This is a genomic window from Sneathiella limimaris (assembly GCF_012932565.1).
GTDB lineage: Bacteria > Pseudomonadota > Alphaproteobacteria > Sneathiellales > Sneathiellaceae > Sneathiella > Sneathiella limimaris.
In genome coordinates this window covers 116,511-141,560 of sequence record NZ_JABBYJ010000003.1, presented here as the reverse complement: position 1 = coordinate 141,560, position 25,050 = coordinate 116,511, and the positions used below count along the sequence as shown (strand labels likewise).

Annotated in this window: 19 protein-coding genes and 1 tRNA gene; 12 read left to right on the top strand and 8 right to left on the bottom strand. The window is 46.3% G+C overall.

The window, feature by feature from the left end:
- Positions 1-7 precede the first annotated feature (7 nt).
- From HH301_RS16355 to HH301_RS16345, 3 genes are all read right to left on the bottom strand, one after another.
- Entirely contained in the window at positions 8-796 is a 789-nt protein-coding gene (locus tag HH301_RS16355) for an alpha/beta fold hydrolase (protein ID WP_169570116.1), read from the bottom strand.
- A gap of 14 nt (positions 797-810) precedes the next feature.
- Positions 811-2,124: an O-acetylhomoserine aminocarboxypropyltransferase gene (locus tag HH301_RS16350; protein ID WP_169570115.1), complete on the bottom strand. Its 1,314-nt coding sequence runs from the start codon at positions 2,122-2,124 to the stop codon at positions 811-813.
- Positions 2,125-2,628: 504 nt separating this feature from the next.
- Positions 2,629-2,811, bottom strand: coding sequence for a DUF1192 domain-containing protein (locus HH301_RS16345; RefSeq protein WP_169570113.1), 183 nt, complete (start codon positions 2,809-2,811; stop codon positions 2,629-2,631).
- 112 nt (positions 2,812-2,923) lie between these two features.
- Here HH301_RS16345 and HH301_RS16340 point away from each other — a divergent pair, with 112 nt between their 5' ends.
- The 4 genes from HH301_RS16340 to HH301_RS16325 all read left to right on the top strand — a co-directional run bounded on the left by HH301_RS16340 (position 2,924) and on the right by HH301_RS16325 (position 7,895).
- A complete protein-coding gene (locus HH301_RS16340; protein WP_206378391.1) occupies positions 2,924-3,925 on the top strand; it encodes an NAD(P)H-quinone oxidoreductase in 1,002 nt (333 codons plus the stop codon).
- Positions 3,926-4,070: 145 nt separating this feature from the next.
- Complete coding sequence (locus tag HH301_RS16335) at positions 4,071-4,835, top strand: DUF1013 domain-containing protein (RefSeq protein ID WP_169570112.1); 765 nt, start codon at positions 4,071-4,073, stop codon at positions 4,833-4,835.
- Positions 4,836-4,985: 150 nt separating this feature from the next.
- The gene (locus HH301_RS16330) at positions 4,986-6,893 is read left to right on the top strand and encodes a propionyl-CoA synthetase (RefSeq protein ID WP_169570111.1); all 1,908 of its coding nucleotides are present in this window, start codon (positions 4,986-4,988) and stop codon (positions 6,891-6,893) included.
- A gap of 309 nt (positions 6,894-7,202) precedes the next feature.
- Positions 7,203-7,895, top strand: coding sequence for a hypothetical protein (locus HH301_RS16325; protein WP_169570110.1), 693 nt, complete (start codon positions 7,203-7,205; stop codon positions 7,893-7,895).
- A 90-nt stretch (positions 7,896-7,985) separates the two neighbouring features.
- On the opposite strand, the gene greA is transcribed toward HH301_RS16325, so the two are convergent.
- The 3 genes from greA to carA all read right to left on the bottom strand — a co-directional run bounded on the left by greA (position 7,986) and on the right by carA (position 12,944).
- Entirely contained in the window at positions 7,986-8,459 is a 474-nt protein-coding gene (gene greA / locus HH301_RS16320) for a transcription elongation factor GreA (RefSeq protein WP_169570108.1), read from the bottom strand.
- A gap of 92 nt (positions 8,460-8,551) precedes the next feature.
- Entirely contained in the window at positions 8,552-11,776 is a 3,225-nt protein-coding gene (gene carB / locus HH301_RS16315) for a carbamoyl-phosphate synthase large subunit (RefSeq protein ID WP_169570106.1), read from the bottom strand.
- Entirely contained in the window at positions 11,769-12,944 is a 1,176-nt protein-coding gene (gene carA, locus HH301_RS16310) for a glutamine-hydrolyzing carbamoyl-phosphate synthase small subunit (RefSeq protein WP_169570104.1), read from the bottom strand. Before carA ends, carB begins: the two co-directional genes overlap by 8 nt.
- Before the next feature lie 214 nt (positions 12,945-13,158).
- Between carA and HH301_RS16305 the strand changes: the two genes are divergently transcribed.
- From HH301_RS16305 to HH301_RS17910, 5 genes are all read left to right on the top strand, one after another.
- Positions 13,159-13,617, top strand: a complete 459-nt coding sequence (locus HH301_RS16305) for a GatB/YqeY domain-containing protein (protein WP_169570335.1) — start codon at positions 13,159-13,161, stop codon at positions 13,615-13,617.
- A gap of 48 nt (positions 13,618-13,665) precedes the next feature.
- Positions 13,666-15,555 carry a DNA primase gene (gene dnaG / locus HH301_RS16300; RefSeq protein ID WP_169570103.1) on the top strand — a complete coding sequence of 630 codons (1,890 nt, stop codon included), beginning with the start codon at positions 13,666-13,668 and terminating at the stop codon, positions 15,553-15,555.
- Between the two features lie 65 nt (positions 15,556-15,620).
- Positions 15,621-17,660, top strand: coding sequence for an RNA polymerase sigma factor RpoD (gene rpoD, locus HH301_RS16295; protein WP_169570102.1), 2,040 nt, complete (start codon positions 15,621-15,623; stop codon positions 17,658-17,660).
- Positions 17,661-17,813: 153 nt separating this feature from the next.
- Positions 17,814-17,890: transfer RNA gene (locus HH301_RS16290), tRNA-Ile, on the top strand.
- A 140-nt stretch (positions 17,891-18,030) separates the two neighbouring features.
- Positions 18,031-19,812: an ATP-binding protein gene (locus tag HH301_RS17910; RefSeq protein ID WP_169570100.1), complete on the top strand. Its 1,782-nt coding sequence runs from the start codon at positions 18,031-18,033 to the stop codon at positions 19,810-19,812.
- Here the strand turns inward: HH301_RS17910 and HH301_RS16280 are convergent.
- Positions 19,754-20,419: a LysE family translocator gene (locus tag HH301_RS16280; protein WP_169570098.1), complete on the bottom strand. Its 666-nt coding sequence runs from the start codon at positions 20,417-20,419 to the stop codon at positions 19,754-19,756. The two genes, HH301_RS17910 and HH301_RS16280, sit on opposite strands and share 59 nt — an antisense overlap.
- 93 nt (positions 20,420-20,512) lie before the next feature.
- Here HH301_RS16280 and HH301_RS16275 point away from each other — a divergent pair, with 93 nt between their 5' ends.
- Together HH301_RS16275 and HH301_RS16270 are read left to right on the top strand one after the other, a co-directional pair.
- Entirely contained in the window at positions 20,513-21,889 is a 1,377-nt protein-coding gene (locus tag HH301_RS16275) for an aminotransferase-like domain-containing protein (RefSeq protein ID WP_169570097.1), read from the top strand.
- Positions 21,890-21,917: 28 nt separating this feature from the next.
- Positions 21,918-22,880 (top strand): nucleoside hydrolase, encoded by a 963-nt coding sequence (locus HH301_RS16270; protein ID WP_206378389.1) that lies wholly within the window; start codon positions 21,918-21,920, stop codon positions 22,878-22,880.
- On the opposite strand, the gene HH301_RS16265 is transcribed toward HH301_RS16270, so the two are convergent.
- Entirely contained in the window at positions 22,854-23,264 is a 411-nt protein-coding gene (locus HH301_RS16265; protein WP_169570096.1) for a YbaN family protein, read from the bottom strand. The two genes, HH301_RS16270 and HH301_RS16265, sit on opposite strands and share 27 nt — an antisense overlap.
- A 510-nt stretch (positions 23,265-23,774) precedes the next feature.
- Between HH301_RS16265 and HH301_RS16260 the strand changes: the two genes are divergently transcribed.
- Positions 23,775-25,019 carry a branched-chain amino acid ABC transporter substrate-binding protein gene (locus HH301_RS16260; RefSeq protein ID WP_206378388.1) on the top strand — a complete coding sequence of 415 codons (1,245 nt, stop codon included), beginning with the start codon at positions 23,775-23,777 and terminating at the stop codon, positions 25,017-25,019.
- Positions 25,020-25,050 lie beyond the last annotated feature (31 nt).

The following is a 25,050-nucleotide window of genomic DNA, read 5'->3' as shown; positions in this document are numbered from 1 at the left end:
GGCTGTCTTACATGAAGTCAATCAAGGCTTTGCGAACGTCTTCAGCCTTTTCAATCATCTGCATATGACCACAATCTTTCAGTAATACAGTTTTTGATCCGGAAATACTGGCGATCAGTTTTTGGGCTGCACGCGGCATGGTCATCATGTCTTTGTCGCCGAGAATAAAGAGGACCGGACATTTCAAGTTTTCCGCAGCCTCAAAACCACCTTCGTAGGTGGAGCAGAGAGATAGTCCTTTGTAAAGGGTCCCATCACCAGCTCTTTCAACAGTTCGCAAGGCATTGCCGATCATCCACAAGCCTGGAACTTCTGCCTGCCCGACATGCGAAGGGCGGGCATGTGACCAGTCAATCATCATTAGATAGGCAGAGGGATCATTGGCTTTAGCCCTGTTCAAAAAATCTTCCCCAACCATCATCGGGAAAGCTGTTCCGATCATGACCAGTTTATCGATCCGATCAGGGTAACGTCCTGCAGCTGAAAGACCTGTCAATGAACCCATGCTGTGCCCGACAAGGGTGGCTGATTTAAGGCCAGCACTATCCATAAAGGCAATGACACTATCGGCCATCTCATCAATCGAGCCCGGAATGTCGCCTTCGCTTTTGCCATGTCCTGGTAAATCTAATGCAAAGACATTAAACCCGTGATGAGCCATGTAACGGCTTTGTAGGGCCCAGGCTGTATGGTCCATAGCAGCCCCATGGAGGAAAATAATGGATGGCTGGTTTGGATCAAACTCTTTGCCACCTGTTGCCGCGAAAAGAGAAGCATTATTTACAGTAGCGTACATGTTAGGGCCCCTCCTTAAGCTGAAGCTTTTTCTGCAATTTTTGCAGCCGCCCGAAGGCCGAGTTTAAGATCTTTGATAAGATCGTCCGCATCCTCAAGCCCAACAGACAGTCTGATCATACCTTCTGAAATACCTGCATTTTCCAACGCTGCTTTATCCATCTGTTGATGGGTTGTCGAGGCAGGATGGATAACAAGGCTTTTCGCGTCCCCCACATTTGCAAGATGTGAAAAGATCTGCAGTTGTTCGATGAAGGCTTTGCCAGCTTCGCGTCCCCCTTTGACGGTGAAGCTGAAAATGGAGCCGCATCCTTTTGGCATTATCTCCTTTGCGAGTTCATGATCAGGATGATTTTCAAGCTCAGGATAGGAAACATGCTCGACAGCATCATTTCCGGATAGAAACTCGATAACCTTCCTGGCGTTTTGAACGTGCTTCTCCATTCTAATGGATAAAGTTTCAATGCCCTGCAAGATATGAAAAGAGTTGGTTGGGCTGATACAGGCGCCAAAATCCCTAATACCTTCGGTACGAGCCCGCATTAGGAAGGCAAGTGGCCCAAACTCTTCCTCATATTTGATGCCATGGTAACCTTCGTATGGTTCGGTGAGAGTTGGAAACTTACCGCTTTTAGCCCAGTCAAAGCGTCCTCCATCAATGAGGGCGCCAGCCATGGCAATACCATGACCGCCGAGAAATTTGGTTGCAGAATGCATGACCAGATCTGCGCCATGGTCTAACGGACGGCAGAGGTATGGCGTGGCAAAGGTATTATCGATCAAAAGCGGGATGCCAGCTTCATGTGCAATATCGGACACTGCCCGGATATTTGTAACTTCAAGGCCTGGATTGCCTAAAGTTTCTGAGATCACGAGCCTGGTATTGTCCTGAATAGCAGACTTGAAAGCATCCAGATCCCGAGGGTTTACAAAAGTCGTTTCAATTCCAAAACGAGGCATTGTGTGCTTCAAGAGATTATAAGTTCCCCCATAAACTGATTGCGAGCAGACAATATGGGATCCTGCGCTCATGAGAGTTACAATTGCGAGATGAAGTGCTGCATGCCCGGAAGCTGTGCAAATGGCACCAATTCCTCCCTCAAGGCTAGCCAGTCGTTCTTCTAATACTGCTGTGGTGGGATTGGAAAGACGAGCATAAATGTGACCAGTTGTTTCCAGATTGAAGAGGGATGCTGCATGATCAGAGTCTTTAAAGACATATGATGTTGTTTGGTAAATAGGGACTGCACGCGCACCAGTGGTTGGATCCGGCTTATGGCCAGCATGTAGACTAAGGGTATCGAATTTAAGGAAATTTGGATCTGCCATTTAACACACTTCCCTGTTGGATTGATTATTTGTCGGGGAGGCTATACTGGCAGTCAACAGAGGTCCAGCCGATTTCTGTTTGATGTTGGAAATAGATTTTTATGAAGATGGTCAAAAAGTGAGGGGGCTGCTACGGATAGCGCCCCCTTCATTTGGTTTGATACCTCAACCTGTCAGACTTGACCTGTTGAAAGGAATAAACTCTGATTCTTTGTGTGAGTCAAGTTACAGAACTCTAAAAAGTAACAAAAATGCAAAAAAATAGGGCTTGACAGAGGGCAAAAAAAGAGCCGCCTTTTGGGCGGCTCAAGTCAACAGGGAGGCGTCAAACAGATTGGATGAGATCCAATCGACAACCCATGACGGGGTTGCTAATACTTAATTTAAGCTTATTTTCTTAAATTACAATTAACGAATACACAAAATTACAATTTTTTTGCAGAAAAATGTACCCGGCCAATAACCGAGGTGTTTGTAAGCGGATTTCTTAGGCGCTTTTACAACTCATTTTTTAAAGAAACTATCAGCACTTACATGCGCAGCCTTTTTCTTTTCAATAAAGCTCTCGGCAGTTTTTATCTCTTGTTCCAGTTGCTTTATGTAATCTTTAAGTTCTTCAACGGACATCGTTTCAAAATTCACAGAGTGAGAAGTTGGCATTGGAATATCATTCTCGTCACTTGTCATTTTGGCAAACCTCCATATTCTGTAGCTCTTATTGGCATCGCACGAACACTAATACTGAGATGCCACCCATACAAGAGCATAGCCTAAAGACAACGAAAAATGGGAGATAGTGATGGTTTCTGTGCCCGCTAATATGACAGCGATTGAAATCAAAGAATTTGGTGGACCTGAGAATCTAGTGCCAACGACACGCCCGGTTCCACAGCCAAGTCATGATGAAGTTTTGATCAAAGTTGCTGCGGCCGGAGTTAATCGGCCAGATGTATTGCAGCGGATGGGCGGTTATGCTCCGCCGCCTGGCGCATCAGATCTTCCCGGACTGGAAGTGGCGGGTACTGTGGTGCAGGTGGGCAGCGGTGTTTCTAAGTTCAAAGTCGGTGATAGTGTTTGTGCGTTGGTAGCAGGTGGGGGCTATGCTGAATATTGCGTGGCGCCCTGGGCTCAATGCCTGTCGATACCTGACGGCTACGATATGATCAAGGCAGCAGCTGTTCCTGAAACCTATTTTACTGTTTGGACGAATGTTTTTGACCGTGGTCGTTTGACAGGCGGTGAGACGTTTCTTGTCCACGGTGGCGCCAGCGGTATTGGAACGACTGCCATTCAGCTTGCCAAATCTTTTGGGGCTCGCGTTTTCGCGACAGCATCGACTGATGATAAATGTCGTGAGATTGAAAAATTGGGTGCTGAACGCGGCATCAACTACAAAACAGAAGATTATGTTGAGGTTGTCCAGGAGCTCACTGACGGTAAAGGCGTAAATCTGATTCTGGATATGGTTGGTGGTGATTATATTCAACGAAACATTTCGGCATTAGCTGTAGAAGGTCGCTTGGTATATATCGCGTTTCTAGGAGGACCCAAAGCAGAGGTTAATTTTGCACCTGTTATGCTGAAGCGCCTTACGATAACAGGCTCGACTTTGCGTCCACAGTCTGTTCAGGCGAAGGCGGATATTGCAAATAGTTTGGAGACGAAAGTCTGGCCTCTCTTGAATGCTGGAACAGTTTCTCCTGTTATTGATAGTGTTTTTCCACTTGAAGAGGCTGCAGCTGCACATAAGAGGATTGATGACTCTGGGCATATTGGCAAAATCATGCTAGAGGTCGGCTAAGGTTTAGTCGCGCAAGCAGGTTTGGACTGGTAAAAACAAACGTCTATCTGTATTCCAAGCCCTAGACTTAAGCAGATTTTTCATCCATATATACAGCAAAGATATGTGAGATGGCCGAAAAGCGGCCATCATGTGAGGAGAAGAAATGTCATCACCATTGATGCCAACCGCAACAGCCGTCTGGTTGATCGATAATACAGGTCTGACTTTTAAGCAGATTGGTGAGTTTTGTGGTATGCACCCTGCGCAAGTTCAAGGCATTGCCGATGGTGAAGTTTCCGTCGGTATTGTTGGCCGTGATCCAATTGCAAATGGCGAGCTTACTCAGGAAGAGATTGACCGTTGTCAAAAGGATGAAAATGCTCGTTTGGTCTTGAGCAATCCTGTCGCTGACGTCCCGCAACCGCGTCGTCGTGGAGGGCGCTACACGCCAGTGTCTCGTCGAGGCGATCGACCAGATGCGATTGCATGGTTGATTAAGTTCCATCCAGAGTTACCAGACAGCAAAGTCGGTAAGCTTCTCGGTACGACAAAAGCAACTATTATGGCGGTTAGAGACAAAACCCACTGGAACAGCCAGAACATTAAGCCACGGGATCCAGTTAGTTTGGGAATTTGTACCCAGATGGAGTTGGATGAAACCGTTAAGGCCTTCTCCCACCTTCGGAACGAAGAAGATACCGATAAGCTTATGGAAGAGGTGAAAGCTTCCGTCGCTGCTGATGCGGCATCTGTTCCGTTGACACCCTATGAGCTGAAAAAGCAAGAGATGCAGAAGGAAGAAGCCTACGATCATCGTGCTGAGGCTGAGGCCGTTTTCGGCAAGTCGTCTGAAGAAGAGACAGATGAAACTGATGCCAAGGCTGACGCTGTTAAAGACTTTGAGAATTTGTTTAAGTCTAACGACTAACAATCCATTTAAAGAGTTCAAAAAAGCCGTGACTATATGCCACGGCTTTTTTTGTGAGTAAACGTTGATAAACCGGACTTCTCAGAGCATTATGAGTAAAAAATAAATTCAAGCTTCATATGACAGGGAACAGTTGGAGGGAACGGAAATATGCCAACTTTTGAAGAGGATTATGCGTATTCGCTTCGTGATCCGGAGGGATTTTGGGCCGATGCTGCGGAAGGGATCTCCTGGTACAAAAAGTGGGACCGTGTGCTTAACGCTGAAAATCCACCCTTCTTTAAATGGTTTGAAGGGGGCGAACTGAACACATGCTACAACTGTCTAGATCGGCATGTTGAAAATGGACGAGGGGAGCAGGCCGCCCTGATATATGACAGCCCAATGACGGGCCAGGTTAAATCTTATACCTACAAGGAATTAACAGACTTGGTGGCTCGTTTCGCTGGTGGGCTGGCTAAGTTGGGTGTGACCAAAGGTGATCGTGTTATTATTTATATGCCAATGGTCCCTGAAGCTGCTATCGCTATGTTGGCATGTGCTCGGATTGGCGCGATTCATTCTGTTGTGTTTGGTGGTTTTGCTGCGAAAGAGTTGGCGACCCGGATTGACGATGCGAAACCTGTTGCAATGATCGCAGGGTCTTGCGGTTTGGAGCCGGGTCGGACCGTCGAATACAAACCGTTATTGGATAAGGCAATAGAGCTTTCAGACCACAAACCATCACACAGCATTATTCTGCAACGTCCGGAATGCCCGGCGGACTTATCTCAAGCCCGCGATGTTGACTGGAACGTTTTGGCGTCCTGTGATGAGCCGGCTGAATGCGTGCCTGTCAAAGCAACAGATCCACTCTATGTTTTGTATACTTCAGGTACTACAGGAGTTCCCAAAGGAGTTGTCAGGGATAACGGTGGACATGCGGTTGCACTGAATTGGTCCATGAAAAATGTTTATGATGTTTCACCTGGAGAGGTATTTTGGGCTGCGTCGGATGTTGGCTGGGTCGTCGGCCATTCATATATTGTCTATGCTCCTCTCATGTACGGAGCGACAACGATCCTATTTGAAGGGAAGCCTGTCGGAACGCCGGATGCAGGAACTTACTGGCGGGTAATTCAAGACCATAACGTATCTGTGCTTTTTACAGCTCCCACCGCATTTAGGGCGATCAAACAGCAGGACCCTAAAGGACAGCTGATCCACGATTATGATCTAAGCAGGTTTCGTATTCTATTTCTGGCGGGTGAGCGAGCAGATCCTGATACGATTACATGGGCTCAGGATCTACTTAAAGTCCCGGTTCTAGATCATTGGTGGCAAACCGAGACCGGATGGCCAATGGGGGCTAACTGTGCCGGATATGGCATTAAGCCCGTTAAACTGGGAAGTCCAACTATGCCGGTGCCAGGATATGATATTCATATCATCGATGAAGCGGATGGACGGACAGAGATGGAAAGAGGCAAGATCGGTGAGATTGCTGTTAAGTTACCCTTGCCCCCTGGTGCCCTTCCAACTTTGTGGAATAATGATGAAGGGTTCAAGAAATCCTACATGGCTGATATCCCGGGTTATTATAAAACGGGTGATGCTGGTTTTATTGATGAAGATGGGTATCTCTTCATTATGGCGCGGACGGATGACATTATTAATGTCGCAGGCCACCGTCTTTCCACCGGTGGTATGGAGGAGGTCCTTGCAGGGCACCCTGACGTTGCCGAATGTGCAGTTATTGGTGTCGCAGACGAGTTAAAAGGGCAAATTCCTTTTGGTTTTGTTGTGATGAATGCAGGGGTGGACCGGGATAGTGCTGATATAGAGAAAGAGTTAGTAGCCCTCGTTCGCGAAAAAATTGGGCCTGTAGCAGCTTTTAAACATGCCTTGCCAGTAAAACGCTTACCTAAAACGCGATCAGGTAAAATCCTTAGAGCGATCATGCGAAAAATTGCTGATGGAGAAACCTATAAAGATCCGGCAACTATCGATGATCCTGTAATCTTGGATGAAATTAGAGAAGTCCTTGCTAGTGTTGGATATCCTAAGAAACAATCTTAGTTTTTGAATAGAATCTTTTAGAAAAACCCTCTTAAAGAGGGTTTTTTTGATTCTATTTTACTTAAAAGAGGAAGTTGGACCACTCAAATTAACCATAATTTGGAAGTTTGTAACGAAAATGTTCCTAAATTCAAAATCAGTGATTTCATATATTTAAATGGTTAACGTGTAAAATTTTGTAGAAATTAGAAGCAGTTTTCTTGACAAATATGAGAGAATTATGGAATTGAACACTTAACGAGTTGTTTACTATTTAATCACGTAGGGAAGCCAAGGAGCGGGGGTATTGCTCTTTTGGTCTTGAGTTCTATGAAAAAAATCACTTCAATTGCTGTTGCACTTGTAGGCGCAACACTGCTTTTTGCAAATCCATCACATGCAGCTACTTATTGGGCAACATCTGTATATGCCGATCCCGGTGTTCGTACAGATGGTAACGATAACCAATCGGGTCGTGACAACCCGTCTAATGCACTTGGTGAAACTGATGATAATTTCTGGAGCATGGGCCAGGGCGGTATTGCCGTATTTGCCTTTGATCCACTCGAAAGCTTTAACAGTGCAGTTATGGCAATTGAAGAAACGTACAATTGTAATTCCGTAACGGCGGAAGGAAACTGCAGTCACTATACGGAAAGTGCTGAATTGTATGTTTACAGCGGTCCTGCTGTTGATTTTTCCGCGTATGAAGATGGTACTTTTGGGCCAAATAACGAAACTGTTTATGATTTGGATGATTGGTTTAACGGTCTCGGATTGGCCGCAATTGATGTCATTAACAACGGCGAAGCCAATGAAGGAAGCGGTGGTTATACCTATGACTTAACAGGTCTTGGTGGAAACTATCTCTATGTTATTTTGAAAGATCTCTCAACTACACCGGATGGGTTTGATATCAAGAGTGTTTCTGTTTCTGCGGTTCCATTGCCGCCTGCAATTCTAGCCTTTGGCGCTGCTTTGGGCTTGATGGGCTTTATTGGTCGCCGTCGTAACAAGGTGTAAGTGAGCCCCAGATCTAGTCATTCCGACTAAAGACAGAAAAACGGCGCTGGAAACAGCGCCGTTTTTTTTGAAAGAAAACGTTTTGAAAGATCAGACGTATTTCACTTCCAGAATTTCATAGGCTTTGGAGCCACCGGGTGTCGTCACTTCGACACTGTCGCCCTGTTCTTTGTTCATAAGTGCCCTTGCCAACGGCGCTTTCAAGGATAGTAGTCCTTTTTCAATGTTGCTTTCATCCTCGCCGACGATTTGGTAGGTGGATTCCTCGTCAGTATCTTCATCAACCACCAGAACTGTTGCGCCAAACTTGATTTGGCTGCCTGTGATGGAAGCAACGTCGATGACTTCACTTCTGCCCAATTTATCTTCGAGCTCTGCAATGCGGCCTTCGATGAGAGACTGCTGTTCTTTCGCCGCATGGTACTCAGCATTTTCTGAGAGGTCACCGTGCTCACGTGCCGTTGCAATCGCTTCAATAACTTTTGGGCGGGCGTTGTTTTTCAGTTCCTTTAGTTCGGCTTCCAGCTTTGCATGGCCTGCCGCTGTAATTGGTAGTCTTTCCATCAATTTCTCTCAATGCACTTTTGCGCAGTTAATAACCAATGATGCCCGGCAAAGCCGGGCATCTTAATTCTCGTTTTCTTTCGCTCAAGTTTTTAAGAATAGGATTGAAGCGGGTTAACTTCAAGGGTTCCTGTCTTAATTTTCTCAATTGCTTGTGCCGTCGCACGTGCACCCGCGATTGTTGTAGAGTATGGGGTCTTCATGACGAGAGCAGTATGACGGATGTCATAACTGTCTTTCAATGCCTGAACCCCTTCAGTTGTATTGATAACCAGATCAATATCACCGTTTTTCATAAGGTCGACGATATTCGGGCGGCCTTCCATTACTTTATTAATCCGCTCAACCTTCAGGCCTTTGTCTTGAAGGTAACTTGCGGTCCCTGAAGTTGAAATCAGTTCGAAGCCAAGGGAAAGTAATTTTTCTGCTACATCCAGAACTAGCGGCTTGTCTAGATCCTTCACGGAAATAAAGACTTTTCCTTCAGTTGGCAGTTTCACCCCTGCCGCCAGTTGAGATTTCAAGAAAGCAGATGCAAAGTCTTTATCGATACCCATCACCTCGCCGGTAGATCGCATTTCAGGGCCTAAGACAACATCAACGCCAGGAAAACGGTTGAAGGGGAAAACGGCTTCTTTAACAGTGATATGGTCATGAACCCGATCTTCCAGATTAAAGGACGCGAGTTTTTCTCCAGCCATGATCCGAGCTGCGATTTTTGCAATTGGGTAGTTAATGCTTTTCGCAACGAATGGGACAGTCCGACTCGCTCTGGGGTTGACTTCAAGAATGTAAACTGTTTCGTCCTTGACCGCGAACTGAACATTCATCAGGCCGACAACATTAAGTTCGAGGGCAAGGGCTTTCGCTTGACGACGGATTTCTTCAACAATATCGGAGTCGAGAGTATGAGGCGGCAGAGCACAAGCACTATCGCCGGAGTGAATTCCCGCTTCCTCAATATGCTCCATAATGCCGGCAACGAATACATCTTGTCCGTCGCACAGACAGTCAACATCCACTTCAATGGCATTTTGAAGATATCCATCGACCAGAACCGGGGTGTCTCCAGAAACTTGGACAGCTTCATTCATATACCGGTCCAGCTGGTCGCTACTTCTAACAATTTCCATCGCACGGCCACCCAGAACATAAGACGGGCGCACGACCACAGGGTAGCCAATTCTCTCTGCGATATCGAACGCCTGTTCAACAGATCGGGCAATGCCATTGTCAGGTTGGATCAGGTTCAGTTTGTGTAGCAGTTGTTGGAACCGTTCCCGATCTTCAGCAAGATCAATTGCATCTGGAGAAGTACCAAGGATCGGGATCCCTGCAGCTTCAAGTCCAGCCGCAAGCTTTAGAGGGGTTTGTCCACCAAACTGAACGATTACACCATGCAAGGTTCCACGAGATTGTTCTTTTCGCAAAATTGCAATCGTATCTTCGACAGTAAGCGGTTCAAAATAAAGCCTGTCAGAGGTGTCATAGTCAGTTGATACTGTTTCTGGGTTACAGTTGACCATAATCGTTTCATAGCCAGCTTCTTCCAGGGCGTAGGCAGCATGAACACAGCAATAATCAAACTCGATACCCTGTCCGATCCGGTTGGGGCCACCACCGAGAATGGCAACTTTTTTCCGATCACTTGGATCTGCTTCACATACAGCCTCGTCCCACTCATTTCCTTCATAAGTAGAGTAAAGGTAAGGTGTTTGGGATGTAAATTCACCCGCGCAGGTGTCGATCCTCTTATACACAGGGCGAATCCCAAGCGTTTCTCTAAGCCCGGCAACTGTTGAGGCTTTTTCACCTGTCAGTTCCGCGATCCGTTCATCACTGAAACCCATTTTTTTCAAGTGAAGCAAACCACCCTTGGTTCTGGGAAGACCGTTTTCCCGAACGATCGATTCAATCGCAACCAAGTTTTCAATTTGTGAGAGAAACCAAGGTTCAAACTTGCTGGCACGCTGAATGTCTTCAAGGGATAAACCTTTTCGGAAGGCTTCAGCGATGTTCAATAGACGGTTCGGCGTGCTTTGCGCCAGCAGGCTCATAATTTCCTGCTTATCATCGCTCATCTCTTGTTCATTCAAGCCTGTGAGGCCAGTTTCCAAAGAGCGTAAAGCCTTCTGTAGAGACTCTGCGAATGTCCGGCCCACGGCCATTGCTTCCCCCACAGATTTCATTGCAGTTCCCAGCGTTGCCTGAGCACCTGGAAATTTCTCGAACGTGAAGCGTGGGATCTTAGTAACCACATAATCAATAGTGGGTTCAAAAGATGCCGGGGTTACACCGGTAATATCATTATCTAATTCATCCAAGGTGTAGCCAACGGCAAGTTTCGCAGCAATCTTGGCAATTGGGAAACCTGTCGCTTTAGATGCCAACGCACTGGAGCGGGATACACGCGGGTTCATTTCAATAATGATCAAGCGACCATTTTCTGGATTTACGGCAAACTGAACGTTCGATCCGCCCGTTTCCACACCGATTTCACGCAACACGGCAAGTGATGCGTTCCGCATGATCTGATATTCTTTATCCGTGAGTGTTAGTGCAGGAGCGACCGTAATCGAATCCCCTGTATGGACACCCATAGGATCCACATTCTCGATGGAGCAGATGATGATGCAGTTGTCCGCCTTGTCACGGACAACCTCCATTTCATACTCTTTCCAACCGACAATGCTCTCTTCAATGAGAACTTCTGTGGTTGGAGAGGCATCCAGGCCAGAGGAGACAATCGTCTCAAACTCTTCCTTGTTGTAGGCGATACCACCCCCAGTTCCACCAAGGGTGAATGAAGGGCGAATAATGCATGGAAGGTGCACGTCTTCCAGAGCCGTCCATGCTTCATCCATGGAATGAGCAATACGGCTAACAGGCATATCGAGCCCAATTTTTTGCATGGCTGCCCGGAATTTATCCCGATCTTCAGCTTTCTCAATTGCTTCGCGGTTTGCACCAATGAGTTTGACGCCCAGGCGATCCAGCGTTCCCATGTCATCAAGTGCTAGCGCTGTATTTAGCGCAGTCTGTCCACCCATAGTGGGAAGCAGCGCATCCGGGCGTTCTTTTTCAAGGATCTTCTCAACAACTTCCGGAGTGATTGGCTCAACATATGTTGCATCAGCCTGTTCCGGATCTGTCATAATCGTCGCTGGATTAGAGTTCACAAGGATTACGCGGTAACCTTCTTCTTTCAGCGCTTTACAGGCTTGTGTACCTGAATAGTCGAACTCACAGGCCTGACCGATAATGATGGGTCCGGCACCAATGATCATAATGGACTTGATATCTTCACGTTTAGGCATTTGCGTCCACCATATCTACGAAGCGTTGAAACAGATAAAAACTATCTTGCGGGCCAGGGCTGGCCTCGGGATGGTACTGAACTGAAAAGACAGGTTTGCCATCTAGGCTAATTCCTTCTACCACACCATCAAACAAGGATTTGTGGGTTTCGGTAACACCTTCAGGAAGGCTTTCACGCTTTACAACAAAGCCATGGTTCTGAGAGGTTATCTCTACTTTTCCAGTTTGTAGATCCTTGACAGGTTGGTTCGCGCCGCGGTGACCTTGGTGCATTTTCATAGTCTCTGCGCCAACGGCAAGTGCCAGCATCTGGTGACCCAGGCAAATACCAAATGTAGGAATTCCGCTCTCAATACATTGCTGAATGACGGGTACAGCGTATTCACCGGTTGCTGCAGGATCACCCGGACCGTTCGCCAAGAAGATGCCATCAGGTTTCAGCGCAGCAATGTCATCAAAGCTCGCTGTCGCTGGGACAACAGTAATTTCACAGCCAAGAGAAGCGAGGCATCTCAGAATGTTTTGCTTCACACCATAGTCAACCGCAACAATATGGCGCTTCTTGTCAGTGACCTCTCCGTAACCACTTTCGATCTGCCAGCTTGTCTCAGACCATTTATATGTCTCTTTTGTCGTGACTTCTTTGGCGAGATCCATGCCTTCCAGACCCGGCCACTCGGCGGCTTTCTTCTTCAAATCCTCAAGATCAAACTGACCATCTGATTTATGAGCGATAATGCCGTTGGGTGCCCCCATTTCGCGGATCACATGGGTAAGTCTTCGAGTATCGACGCCTGAGATACCCACCAAATCTCGTTCAACCAACCAGCCATTAAGATTGTCAACCGCCCGCCAGTTCGCGGGGTCAGTAATGTCAGCCCGGATAATTAAACCGTTTGCCGCAATTCCCTTGGTTTCAATATCTTCATTGTTGAAGCCAACATTCCCGATATGAGGGAAAGTAAAGGTTATCATCTGGCCAGCAAAGGATGGATCCGTTAGGCTTTCCTGATATCCAGTCATTGAGGTGTTGAAGCAGACCTCGCCGATGGTTTCGCCTTCTTTTCCGATGCCAAATCCGTGAAACACGGTGCCATCACTCAAGACCAGGACAGCAGTTGGTGTCCGATCTTCATATAAATCTTGTGCGCTGATTGATTTAGACATGCCTTTAGGGACCCCCTGCAGTAATTGCTGGGCCTCAATCCTTCTGCCGATATGAATGTTGACGCGGGAAGATAGGGTAAAGTTGGTGCGACGTCAAGTTCTTACTTATAAAAATAATCCTTTAAAATCAATAACTTAGACAAAAAATTTGGTTTGCTAATTTTGGACTGTTGAGTTACTATGGCCGCTTTCCTTGGCGACAATGTAAGTGAATATGTTACGTACCCAATTGAAAGATTCCCTAAAAGAAGCAATGAAATCAAAGGACAAGCGGAAGATCTCTACTTTACGTTTGATCCTGGCAACGCTTCATGATCGTGATATTGCAGCCCGAGAGAAGGGCGATGGCGAGGGAATCGGTGATGACGAAATTCTGCAAATGCTGACGACGATGGTTCGTCAGCGTAAAGATTCTATTGCCGCATATGAAGAGGGCGGCCGTATTGATCTTGCCACTTCCGAACAGGAAGAGATTGACGTGATCACTGACTTTTTGCCCAAACAGTTTGATGAAGGCGAAATGAAAGCAGCGATCCAGGAAACAATCTCTGAAATTGGCGCAGAAGGCCTCAAGGACATGGGGAAAACCATGGGGGCCTTGAAGAGCAGATATGCGGGCAAGATGGACTTTGCAAAAGCAAGTGCACTTGTGAAAGCAGAGCTGGGTGCTTAACATTGCTTTCTTTGCGCAAAGAGGTTGGGCAAGCGTAAAGGTTAGCTAATGGCTTTTCCGCCACAGTTTTTGGATGAAATCAGGAATAGGGTCAGTCTGTCAGAGCTTATTGGCAGAAGGACTAAGCTTGTCCGCAAGGGGCGGGAATATACTGGCCTGTGCCCCTTTCATAATGAGAAAACCCCTTCCTTCACAGTTAACGAAGAAAAGGGTTTTTATCATTGTTTTGGGTGTGGTGCCCATGGCGATCAGGTTGAGTTTATCAAACAAACAGAGGGTGTGGAGTTTCGCGAGGCAATCGAACGCTTAGCGGATATGGCTGGTATGCCTATGCCGGTTGAAACGCCCAAAGAGCGGCAACGGCAGAAACAGGCAGCGACGCTCCATGATGTTATTGAAATGGCAGCGAGCTGGTTTGCTGCTCAATTATCTGGTCAGTCTGCGAAACATGCTCGTGATTATTTGGAACGGCGACAAGTTTCACCAGCTGCAACGGCTGAGTTTCGGTTAGGGTTTGCCCCTAATTCACGGACAGCTTTGAAGGAAGCTTTGCAGGCGCGAGGGGTTTCAGAAGATTTGATGCTTCAAGCAGGTTTGATTATCAAGCCTGATGATGGCCGCCCGACTTATGATCGGTTCCGCGAGCGGCTGATGTTTCCAATCGTGGATCGGCAGGGACGAGTTATCGCTTTTGGCGGCCGGGCGCTTGGCGATGCGCCAGCGAAGTACCTAAACTCTCCTGACACGGTTTTGTTCCATAAGGGTCATGTTCTTTATAATATGCCAGCAGCCCGAAAGGCGGCATATGATGCAGGCGCTGTGATTGTCGCAGAAGGCTACATGGATGTGATCGCGCTTTCTGAGGCCGGTTTTACCCATTCTGTTGCGCCTCTTGGAACTGCTGTCACTGAAGATCAGTTGCAGATCTTGTGGAAAATGGCACCGGAGCCGATCATGTGTCTTGATGGCGATACTGCTGGTTGGAGGGCGGCGCTTCGAGCAGCGGAGCGGGCTTTGCCACTCTTAAAGCCTGGGTATTCTTTGCGGTTCGCTCTGATGCCTGAAGGAGTGGATCCTGATGACCTGATTAAAAGTGATGGCCCTGCGGCCATGAAGGGTGTTTTGGATCAGGCTCTGCCCTTGTCAGAGTTGCTTTGGCAGAAGGAAATTGAGAATCGTCATGTTTCAACGCCTGAGCAAAAAGCCGCTTTTGAGACTGCTTTATCAGAACTGACATCTTTAATCCATGATCCCACAGTAAAGAGCTATTATCAGCGGTATTTTAAAAACCGGTTATGGGAATGGAACCGCGAACAGGGGCGTAATCAAGCTGGAAGCGCTCTAGTGAAGTCCGCCCATACCAGATTCGATAGATTCGCGAATCAAAATTCCCGATTCGATAAAAAAACTGGATTTAGCCATTCTCTAAAGCGTCCGGAAAGTTGGGGGAGAGGGGAGAGGCTACTGGTGCTGACGATCCTCAATCACCCGGAAATACTGGATAATTACTTTGAGCATTTCGCTGGGTTAAAGCTTTCTAGCTCAAATCTTGACAGGCTAAGGCGGGCAATCATAGAAATTGCTTCTTCCGAATCAGAACTTGACTATCCGCTGTTGAAGCACCAACTAGTGACAGGTGGTCTATCTGAAGAGGTAGCGATGCTGGAAAAGTCTGCAGATCAATCTCTTGATTGGTTTGTTTCCATGGAGGCTGCGACAGAAGATGCGATTAAAGGTTGGATGCATCTAATGGCGCGCCATAAGCGGGAAGAGTTGATAGCAGAACTGAAAGCAGCAGAAGAGAATTTAGGGGTGGAAGTAACACCGGCGAACCTAGAACGTCTGAAATTGGCTAAGCAGGCCCTGCAAAGTGCAGAGGGCACCGAGACGGAACTGGATGGCTTTGGGATTGCTTCGGGTAGAAATACCGAATTTTGATAAGATTGTTATTCTGGCAGATTTCTTACTGATAAGCGCTGCCGGTATTCAGGAGTTGAAGCTATATGGCAACGAAGAATGCAGAAGCTGCAGAGGTACAAGATCAAAGAGAAGATGCGCCTGACAGCCCTTTGATTGATGCTTCTCAAGCTGCAGTTAAAAAAATGCTCGCCAAGGCAAAGGAAAAAGGCTTTGTCACTTTTGATGAGCTGAATGACGTTCTGCCTCAAGATCAGATGTCTTCCGAACAGATTGAAGATACAATGTCTCTTCTGTCTGAAATGGGTATCAATGTTGTCGAGAATGATGAAGCAGGTGAAGATGCTGCTTCTGATGACGACGATGATGATGGCGCCGAAGAAAAAGGCGTTGAGAAAACAACAGAAAAAGCATCCACATCTGGTGATCGGACCGATGATCCAGTTCGCATGTATTTGCGGGAAATGGGTACAGTCGAACTGTTGTCCCGCGAAGGTGAGATTGCGATTGCAAAACGGATTGAGGCTGGCCGCGGCAAAATGATTGGTGCGATCTGCGAAAGCCCATTGACGATCCGTGCCATTCTCAATTGGCGTGAGCTGATGTTGCAAGAGCAGCTCTTACTACGTGACGTGATCGATCTGGATGCAACTTATGGCGCAGGAGCTGCGGCCGAGAAGGCCATTCAGGAGGGTTATGACGCCGATAGCGAAGATGATCTTCCGGCTAATGATCTCAGTGCCGATGATGACGATGATGATGACGATGACGACGATTCCAGCGAGCAGGAAGTGGATGAAGACGGCAATCCAATCGAGCGCGATGACGACGACGATGATGATGATGCCGAAGAAAACACCATGTCTTTGGCGGCCCTGGAAGAGACACTCAAGCCTCAAGTCTTTGAGCGGTTTGATGAAATCGCAAAGACATATAAAAAGTTGCACAAACTTCAGGAAGCTCGCCTGAATGCTGCGCTGGAAAATGATACTATTCCGAAGGCTCAGGAAAAGAAATACGAGAAACTGAAAGCCGAACTGGTTAAGTTGATGGATGATGTCCATTTGACGAATAACCGTATTGAGGCGCTGGTCGATCAACTTTACGGTATTAACCGTCGTCTGATGAGCCTGGAAGGTAAACTGCTTCGTCTGGCAGAGAGGAATAAAGTTTCCCGTGCCAGTTTCCTTGAAAACTATTTTGGCTCCGAATTGGATCCAGGTTGGATCGAAAAAGTTGGTAAGTTGAAGGCCAAGGGCTGGAAAGAGTTTATTGAGCGGGAAATCGACTCTATCAATGACACTCGGAGTGAAATTATCAAGATTTCCTCAGAGTTTGGTATGCCGATGACCGAGTTCCGTAGGATTGTTTCAGCTGTTCAGACAGGTGAGCGTGAGGCAAGCCGTGCGAAGAAGGAAATGGTGGAAGCGAACCTGAGATTGGTGATTTCCATTGCGAAAAAATATACCAATCGTGGCTTGCAGTTCCTGGATCTGATTCAGGAAGGTAACATTGGCTTGATGAAAGCGGTTGATAAATTTGAATATCGCCGTGGTTACAAGTTCTCAACCTATGCAACCTGGTGGATCCGTCAAGCGATTACGCGTTCAATCGCGGATCAGGCGCGGACAATCCGTATTCCAGTTCATATGATTGAGACTATCAATAAACTTGTACGTACATCCCGTCAGATGCTGCATGAGATTGGTCGTGAGCCAACACCTGAGGAGTTGGCGATCAAACTTGGCATGCCGCTCGAAAAAGTGCGGAAAGTGATGAAGATTGCCAAAGAGCCTATTAGTTTGGAAACGCCAATTGGTGACGAAGAAGACAGTCATCTCGGCGATTTCATTCAGGACGAAAATGCGGTCCAGCCATTGGATGCGGCAATTCAATCCAACCTTCGCGAAACTACCACGCGGGTTTTGGCGTCCTTGACCCCACGTGAGGAACGCGTTCTGCGGATGCGATTTGGCATTGGTATGAATACGGATCACACTCTGGAAGAGGTCGGGCAGCAGTTCTCAGTTACCCGTGAGCGGATTCGTCAGATTGAGGCCAAAGCTTTACGTAAACTCAAACATCCAAGCAGATCCAGAAAGCTTCGCAGCTTCTTGGATACTTGATGGTCTGTTGCGAGGGAGAGGATATTCCTCTCCCTTTTTTTATGGATAAATCAAATTTCCTGTTTTCTCCAATTGCCTCCTGGTCTTTAACAGTATAAATAGTCACGACTTGTATAAAGCTGCGTCATTCGGATAAGTTGAGATGCATCTTGTGGGCCTGTAGCTCAGTTGGTTAGAGCCGACCGCTCATAACGGTCTGGTCGCAGGTTCGAGTCCTGCCGGGCCCACCATTCTCCCCCTTCCCTTATAGAACATTAAGGGGGTCTTACATAAAACAATAATAATGTATTAAGCATTTACTTCTATCTTTCTCCTACTGAACAACACTGTGAAAACAAAAATGTAGTGAAAGCAGAGGGGACGCTTTTTGGTGAGGGGCTGGATTAAGAAAATTCAGGAAAAAGATCGTTGGAAGTTGGGGTTCGTTGCGGCCGTATGCCTGCTTGTCTTCATATCCGGTTGGTTGTCACTACAAGCGCAGAACATCCTTCTGCACGTGGAAAAATCATCCCCAGATTTGCTTGTTTCTCAAGCCGGATCAGTAGATGGGCTTATTATAAAATTCGGGGATGAAATTGTATCACTTAGCAATTCATCTACATCAATTACGGTAGCAAAAAAGAAGTCGGTTTCTGAGCTTCTCAATTTGACTTCAAATGTCATTGAGGGGTTTTTGAGCCAAAATGAGAAGAGTTATGTGGACTTAGGAATAAGTCAGCTTCTTTTTGAGTTAAATGAAAAATCCAAGGGCTTGAGTCAAGCGTTGTTATCTGACCGTGCAGAGTTGCCAACTCAAGATCTACGGGGCCAGATACTGATCTATTTATATGATTTGAGAGGCACCTTGCGGGAAATTAGGGATCAATACAGTTCCTACAATGACTCACAGATCTTGGTGCAAAAGTCCAACCTCTATACCTTCAGATGGTTGCTAATTATCACTTCGGTTACAATTGTTGCTCTGGTTGTCGCTCTGTCCGTTATTTTGTATCGGAATACGCAGATCAGTCATGGCAAAAGGATCAGCGACATAAAATTGAAGCGTTTGTTCAATAATGTATCTGAGGGAATTTATCGAATTGATTTTGACGGTAATCTGCTGGAATGCAATCCAGCGTTGGCATCTCTACTGGGATACGCAAGCGTTAGCGACCTAAAAGGGAATGTTGTCGATGTTGCGAGTGAATTTTATACCAGTCAGTCTCTTTCTAAAGAACATCTTGAACGCTTGGTTAGCGGCAATTTCATTTTGAATGAAATGTGTCAATGGCGTCATAGGGAAGGTCATCTGATTTGGGGATCTATCAGTGCTTATCCCGTTTTCGATGATGATGGTCATCCCCTTTATATCGAGGGAATTCTTGTCGATATGAATGATCGAATAGAGGCTGAATTGAATCTTCGAAAAGCCAAGGAAACAGCGGAGATTGCCAATCGGGCAAAAACTGAATTTTTGGCGAATATGAGCCATGAACTCAGAACGCCTCTAAATGCTATTATTGGGTTTTCTGAAATTTTGCGCACTGAAGCGTTCGGCAAACTCGGTCATGACAATTACAGAGATTATGCTTCAGATATACATTCGGCAGGTGCGCATCTCTTACAGGTTATCAACGATATTCTTGATGTAGCTAAAATCGAGGCAGGTCAGATTCAACTCTATGAACGAGAGTTTGATCTTCGCAATGTCATTGCTTCCAGCATGCGGATGCTATCAGTGCGCGCCATGAGTGGTGAGGTGAAACTGAAAGACGTCGTGGAAGAGGGGCTGCCAAATTTGTATGGGGATGAAACCCGGGTAAAGCAAGTTCTTGTGAACCTGGTTTCCAATTCAGTGAAATTCACAAGTTCCGGTGGGGTTGTAACCGTAAAGGCCTTTGTTAATTCGAATGAAGAACTGGTTCTGCAGGTTATTGATACAGGAATTGGTATCGCCGAGAAGGATTTAAAGCATGTGCTGTCCCGATTTGGTCAGGCTCAGGCAAGCTATGCACGTAATAATGAGGGAACAGGACTTGGTTTGACGCTTGTTCAGCTGATTGTGGATATTCATGGGGGTACCTTCGATTTGCAGAGTGTTGAAGGGGTTGGAACTACTTGTACAGTTGTTTTCCCCAAGAATAGGGTCGTGCAGCTTCGCCATGCGGGTTAGTCCAAAACATTCCGCTTTGCCACACTGAAAGCCCAACTATTATCAACATAGCCATAGCCATGGACTGGTTTATTCGTTTTAATTTTTCTGGTGATTCTACAAGTCGTGCCAGCATCTCTCCCCCGGCGCACCACACAGAGTTCAAAGTAAGCCCTGTTACTTGGAAGATCGACTGAATTATCAGGAATGTCATCAGAGGGGATAGGCTTTCCGGAGAAAACTGAGAATAAGCTGTGATCATCATCGCCCAGGCTTTAGGGTTGAGCGGGTGAATGAATAGACCAGACAAATATCCAGAGCGCACTTCTCTTGCGCCATTTTTTACTGATTGAAAAGCGATCTTGTAGGCAAGATAGATAAGGTAGGTTGCAGACAGGATCAGGAAGGTTATCCTTAAGGCGGGGAAAATCTCAAAAAGAGCGCCTATACCTGCTGCAACCCCCATTCCGACAAGTAAAAATCCTGAAGCCGTCCCTAACAGAAAGGGGATGGATTTCATATAGCCATAGCGGGCGCCCACAGCCATTAGCGCCATGTTTGCTGGCCCGGGTGATCCAATCATGGATATTGCAAATACGACAATTAGGAAAATTGTGTCGATTGTCATGGTAATTCCTTGATACAATTAAGTGGTAATCGTATATTGTATCTAAAATGTACCCGTCAAATGGAGTATTGTACTCGATACAATAAAGTTGCAATGAAATCCGATGAAGTTGTGAGTTATGTTCAAAAGCAAATTCAAGCAGGTCAATTGAAGTCAGGTGATCGCTTGCCTACGCATCGGGAAATGGCTTGGGAGCTTAATTGCAGTGTTGGGACTGTAACTCGAGCTTATGGAGAGTTGGAACGTCGTGGTCTCACCTTTGGACAGGTTGGGCGTGGCACTTTCGTAGCCCCAACGAGAAACGATGATGTCTATGAGAATGCTCTCAGCTCTTTTGATCCGAACAGATTTGCCGCAGGAGCGGCCGCAGACTTATCGCTCAACCGGTTTTTCCATCCAGAGACGGGGTCCGCTTTTGCTAATGCTTTTGCGTCATTGTCAGAACGCAAGCCGCCCCCAAGCTACTCAGACTACATAGAGACGAGGGGTCGGGACACAGATTTGCAAATTGCTGAGGATTGGGTGTCGCAGTTAATAGGAACAGTGGACAAAAGTCATATTGTTGTTTGCCAAGGGACGCAGTCCGGCCTTTATCTCACAATGAAATCCATGACCAAGCCCGGCGATACAATTGCTGTAGAGGCTTTTGGGTATCCTGGCATTAAGGCAGCGGCCATGGAGAATAGACTGAAAACAGCACCTGTGGATATGGATGATGGGGGTATTGTGCCATCATCGTTCGCAGAACTAGTGCAGCGTCACAAAATCAGAATGTTGGTGACAAACCCAACGAACCAGAATCCAACGGGGACCACCTTATCTCTTGAAAGGCGACATGAAATTGTGAAGATCGCTAAAGAGAATAATATCCCTATTGTCGAAGATGGAGTCTATGCCCCTTTTCAACATCAATCTATTCCGAGTTTTTATGAGCTTGCGCCTGAGATTTCGATTTTCCTGACAAGTTTTTCTAAGGTGTTTAGTCCGGCGCTTCGAGTAGGTTATATCGTTTCACCACATCGATTTATTCCCAAGCTGATCTCGGCATCGAAGGCGATCAACTGGACAACATCTACTATCTCTCTCGATGTTGTTGCTGAATTGGTGCAGTCGGGTGTCGTGGAAAAACATCGACAGGAATTGATCCGGGAGGGGAGGAAACGGTTCCAGGCGGCAACCTCTTATCTGGAAAACTGGATGTCTCCATCGCTAACAGCGCATTCTGGTTTTCTCCCTCAACTTTGGCTCCGCCTTCCCGACACATTAACGCCAAGTGAATTTACGGAAAGAGCCCGGCAGCAGGGCATTATAGTAATTGGCGGTGACCGGTTTGCTATGAGTCGTCTTCTGGATGATCATTATGTTCGGGTTTGTCTGATGGCAACTCAATCCCGTAACGAACTAGAAAGGGCGCTTGTCCAATTGAAATCAATCTTCGAAACGGCGGATGCTCAACCTCTCATTCCTTGATAGTATCTGCGCTTGACAGAGAGAATAGATGGGTAGATTTTCTGACCCCATGAAAAAGCGCAAAATTATTATTGATTGTGATCCAGGGCAGGATGATGCTGTTGCTATCCTACTGGCTTTAGCCGCTACAGAAGATATTGATCTTCTTGGTATTACGACAGTCGCCGGAAATGTGCCGTTAGCTCTTACTGAAAGTAATGCACGTCGCATATGCGAACTTGCAGGTCGTGCAGATATTCCTGTGTTCGCAGGTGCAAGTCAGCCTTTATTCCGCAAATTGGTCACTGCCGAGTGGATCCACGGTAAAACTGGTCTTGATGGCGCTAACCTGCCGGATCCCCAAATGCCTTTGCAGGAAAAGCACGCCGTTTCTTTTCTTGTTGATACGTGTCTTGCCGCGGAGGATAATTCTATTACCCTTTGCCCGATAGGGCCGATGACTAACGTCGCACTCGCGATTATGCAGGCGCCACAGATTATTCCAAAAATTAAAGAAATTGTCTGTATGGGTGGAGCTGTGCAGGAGTTTGGAAATACGACCCCTGCTGCTGAATTTAATATCTATGTTGATCCGCATGCTGCCAATGTGGTTGTTGAATCCGGTATCCCGATTGTCATGATGCCTTTGGATGTAACCCATAAAGCTCTGGTAACGCCGGAGCGTTTGCAAAAATTCAAAGACATGCAAACGCCTGTTGGAAACGTTTGTGGTGGTATGTTGGATTTCTTTAATCGGTTTGATATGAGCCGTTACGGATTTGCCGGTGGCCCACTACATGACCCTTGCGTTGTCGCCTACCTTATTGATCCACATATTTTCTCAGGGCGATCCGTAAATCTGGCCATTGAGGTGTCTTCGGAGCTCACAATTGGTCAGACTGTCGTCGATTGGTGGGATATTCAGGAAAAGCCAAAGAACGCATTTGTATGTGATAGTTTGGATGATGATCGGTTTTTCGATCTTTTATTCACTCGTCTTGGCCGGTTGTAATTTTTGAATAGGGCGTTGGCTTGGACGGCTTATGATAAAACCGGCTCCTATGGCCATGAGTGCCAACATGCCAGTTAAGCCATACCAAGGGGTTTCTGTCAGGGTAATGACTAGAGACGCGCTTGCAGCCATGGTGATCAAAGCAACAATTTTCGCTCGCATGGGAATGACCCCATAGTTTTCCCATTCCTGCAAGGGCGGGCCAAAAATCTTATGGTGAAATAGCCAGCTATGGAACCTGTCGGAAGACTGAGAGAAAGCCCACAGGGAAATTAGTAGAAATGGTGTTGTCGGTAAAACGGGAAGCACAACTCCAACCGCGCCAATGGCGACAAAAAGCCACCCAATAGTAAGCAGAAGTATTTTACGGCTGTGTTTACGCATGCTGTCCTTTTTCCACGCCTTCCAATAGCAGTATGCCCTCTCAAAATCTAATCCTTTGTTAATCTACTCAAAAGCAGTTTTGGGAAAATGTAATTTAAAGGAGCTAAAAAGTATTATTAATCAATTTTAGCGAGAATATTTACGTAACGTCATTATAAAATTTATTAGTTTTCTTTGCTTAAATTATAAGCAGAGAGAGGATAGTGAGCTTCCTAATTATCCAGTAACTCTTTATAGAACAGAGGCTTATTATAGAAATATGTTTTATTTAAAACAAATTTGGCCTTTTTGGAAAATACGTATCCCTTTGGTTTTTTGGTTGAATTTTTTGTTTGTTGAAAATTATACTCCTTTTTAGCTTAGGTCGCTAACAGGGAAGAAAACAGACTTAGCACTACATATCTGAACAGATTTTGGGAAGATCTGTAACCAAATGATAAGTCCGTTGAACTCTTCAAAATAATATGACCGGCTCAAGAATGGTTGAATAACCCATAGTGGGAGGAAAAATTGAAAATCAAATCCGCAATTATTGCAGGTGCAGCGCTTGCTGTCGTTTCCGCATTTTCTGCAAATGCAGCTGATGCTATTAAGATCGGTTTTATTGATCCGCTCTCAGGTCCATTTGCTGCTACCGGAACAAACGGTTTTTCCCAGTATCAATATGCTGCGGATACACTCGTGAATGAAAAAGGTGGCGTTCTTGGTGGCCGGAAGTTTGAAATTATTGGATACGACAATAAAATCAGTCCAAAAGAAAGCCTGGTGCAGTTGAAGCGCGCTATCGGTGAGGGTGTTCATTACATTGTTCAGGGGAACAGCTCTGGTGTTGCTAATGCCCTGACAGATGCGATTAACAAGCATAATCGCAGGAACCCTGACAACCGTGTTCTATTCCTGAACTACTCCGCTGTCGATCCTGCTCTGACAAACGAGAAGTGTAACTTCTGGCATTTCCGCTTTGATGCGAACGCAGACATCAAAATGAACGCTCTGACGGACGCGATTAAAGCAGAATCCGGTATCAAGAAAGTTTACATTATCGGTCAGGACTACTCCTTCGGTAAAGCCGTTGCTGCTGCAGCTGTGAAATTCCTGGGTGAGAAACGTCCAGATATCGAAATTGTGGGCAATGAACTTCACCCAATTGGAAAAGTGAAAGACTTCACACCATATGCAACAAAGATTCGGGCATCTGGTGCAGACGCAGTTATTACCGGTAACTGGGGCGCAGACATGGTTGGTCTTGCAAAAGCGATTGGTGATGCGGGTATCGATGTACCAGTTTACACTTACTATGCTGCAAACGATGGTATTACCAAAACAATCGGTGCCGCTGGTAAAAACAAAATTCGCCTGGTTCACGAAGGACCTGCGAACCCACCAAGCACTGAAGAATATGCTGCGTATCACCGTGGATTTAAGGCGAAATTCCCTGAAAAAGATATTTCACAGTTCCGGATTGCTAACGTAATTCAGATGCTGGCCGCTGCCATGGAAAAAGCAGGTTCTGATAAGCCGATCGATGTTGCAAGAGTTCTTGAAGGTATGGAATTCACTTCATTGCACGGTGAGAAGCTGGTCATGCGCGCTGAAGATCACCAGTTGATCCAGCCGGTACATATCTCTGTTCACACAGATGAAAACATTACTTTCGACAACGATAACTCTGGCTTCGGTCTGGTTACCGAAAGTACAGTTTCTGGTCCAGATACAGCACTTCCATCTACATGTAAGATGAAGCGCCCAGAATAAGTGTGCTGACTACCGGAACCATTCGATTGAA

Coding starts and splice junctions, on each gene's coding strand:
- HH301_RS16355 (WP_169570116.1), bottom strand. CDS start 796: ATGTACGCTACTGTAAATAATGCTTCTCTTTTCGCGGCAACAGGTGGC.
- HH301_RS16350 (WP_169570115.1), bottom strand. CDS start 2,124: ATGGCAGATCCAAATTTCCTTAAATTCGATACCCTTAGTCTACATGCT.
- HH301_RS16345 (WP_169570113.1), bottom strand. CDS start 2,811: ATGACAAGTGACGAGAATGATATTCCAATGCCAACTTCTCACTCTGTG.
- HH301_RS16340 (WP_206378391.1), top strand. CDS start 2,924: ATGGTTTCTGTGCCCGCTAATATGACAGCGATTGAAATCAAAGAATTT.
- HH301_RS16335 (WP_169570112.1), top strand. CDS start 4,071: ATGTCATCACCATTGATGCCAACCGCAACAGCCGTCTGGTTGATCGAT.
- HH301_RS16330 (WP_169570111.1), top strand. CDS start 4,986: ATGCCAACTTTTGAAGAGGATTATGCGTATTCGCTTCGTGATCCGGAG.
- HH301_RS16325 (WP_169570110.1), top strand. CDS start 7,203: ATGAAAAAAATCACTTCAATTGCTGTTGCACTTGTAGGCGCAACACTG.
- greA (WP_169570108.1), bottom strand. CDS start 8,459: ATGGAAAGACTACCAATTACAGCGGCAGGCCATGCAAAGCTGGAAGCC.
- carB (WP_169570106.1), bottom strand. CDS start 11,776: ATGCCTAAACGTGAAGATATCAAGTCCATTATGATCATTGGTGCCGGA.
- carA (WP_169570104.1), bottom strand. CDS start 12,944: ATGTCTAAATCAATCAGCGCACAAGATTTATATGAAGATCGGACACCA.
- HH301_RS16305 (WP_169570335.1), top strand. CDS start 13,159: ATGTTACGTACCCAATTGAAAGATTCCCTAAAAGAAGCAATGAAATCA.
- dnaG (WP_169570103.1), top strand. CDS start 13,666: ATGGCTTTTCCGCCACAGTTTTTGGATGAAATCAGGAATAGGGTCAGT.
- rpoD (WP_169570102.1), top strand. CDS start 15,621: ATGGCAACGAAGAATGCAGAAGCTGCAGAGGTACAAGATCAAAGAGAA.
- HH301_RS16280 (WP_169570098.1), bottom strand. CDS start 20,419: ATGACAATCGACACAATTTTCCTAATTGTCGTATTTGCAATATCCATG.
- HH301_RS16275 (WP_169570097.1), top strand. CDS start 20,513: ATGAAATCCGATGAAGTTGTGAGTTATGTTCAAAAGCAAATTCAAGCA.
- HH301_RS16270 (WP_206378389.1), top strand. CDS start 21,918: ATGGGTAGATTTTCTGACCCCATGAAAAAGCGCAAAATTATTATTGAT.
- HH301_RS16265 (WP_169570096.1), bottom strand. CDS start 23,264: ATGCGTAAACACAGCCGTAAAATACTTCTGCTTACTATTGGGTGGCTT.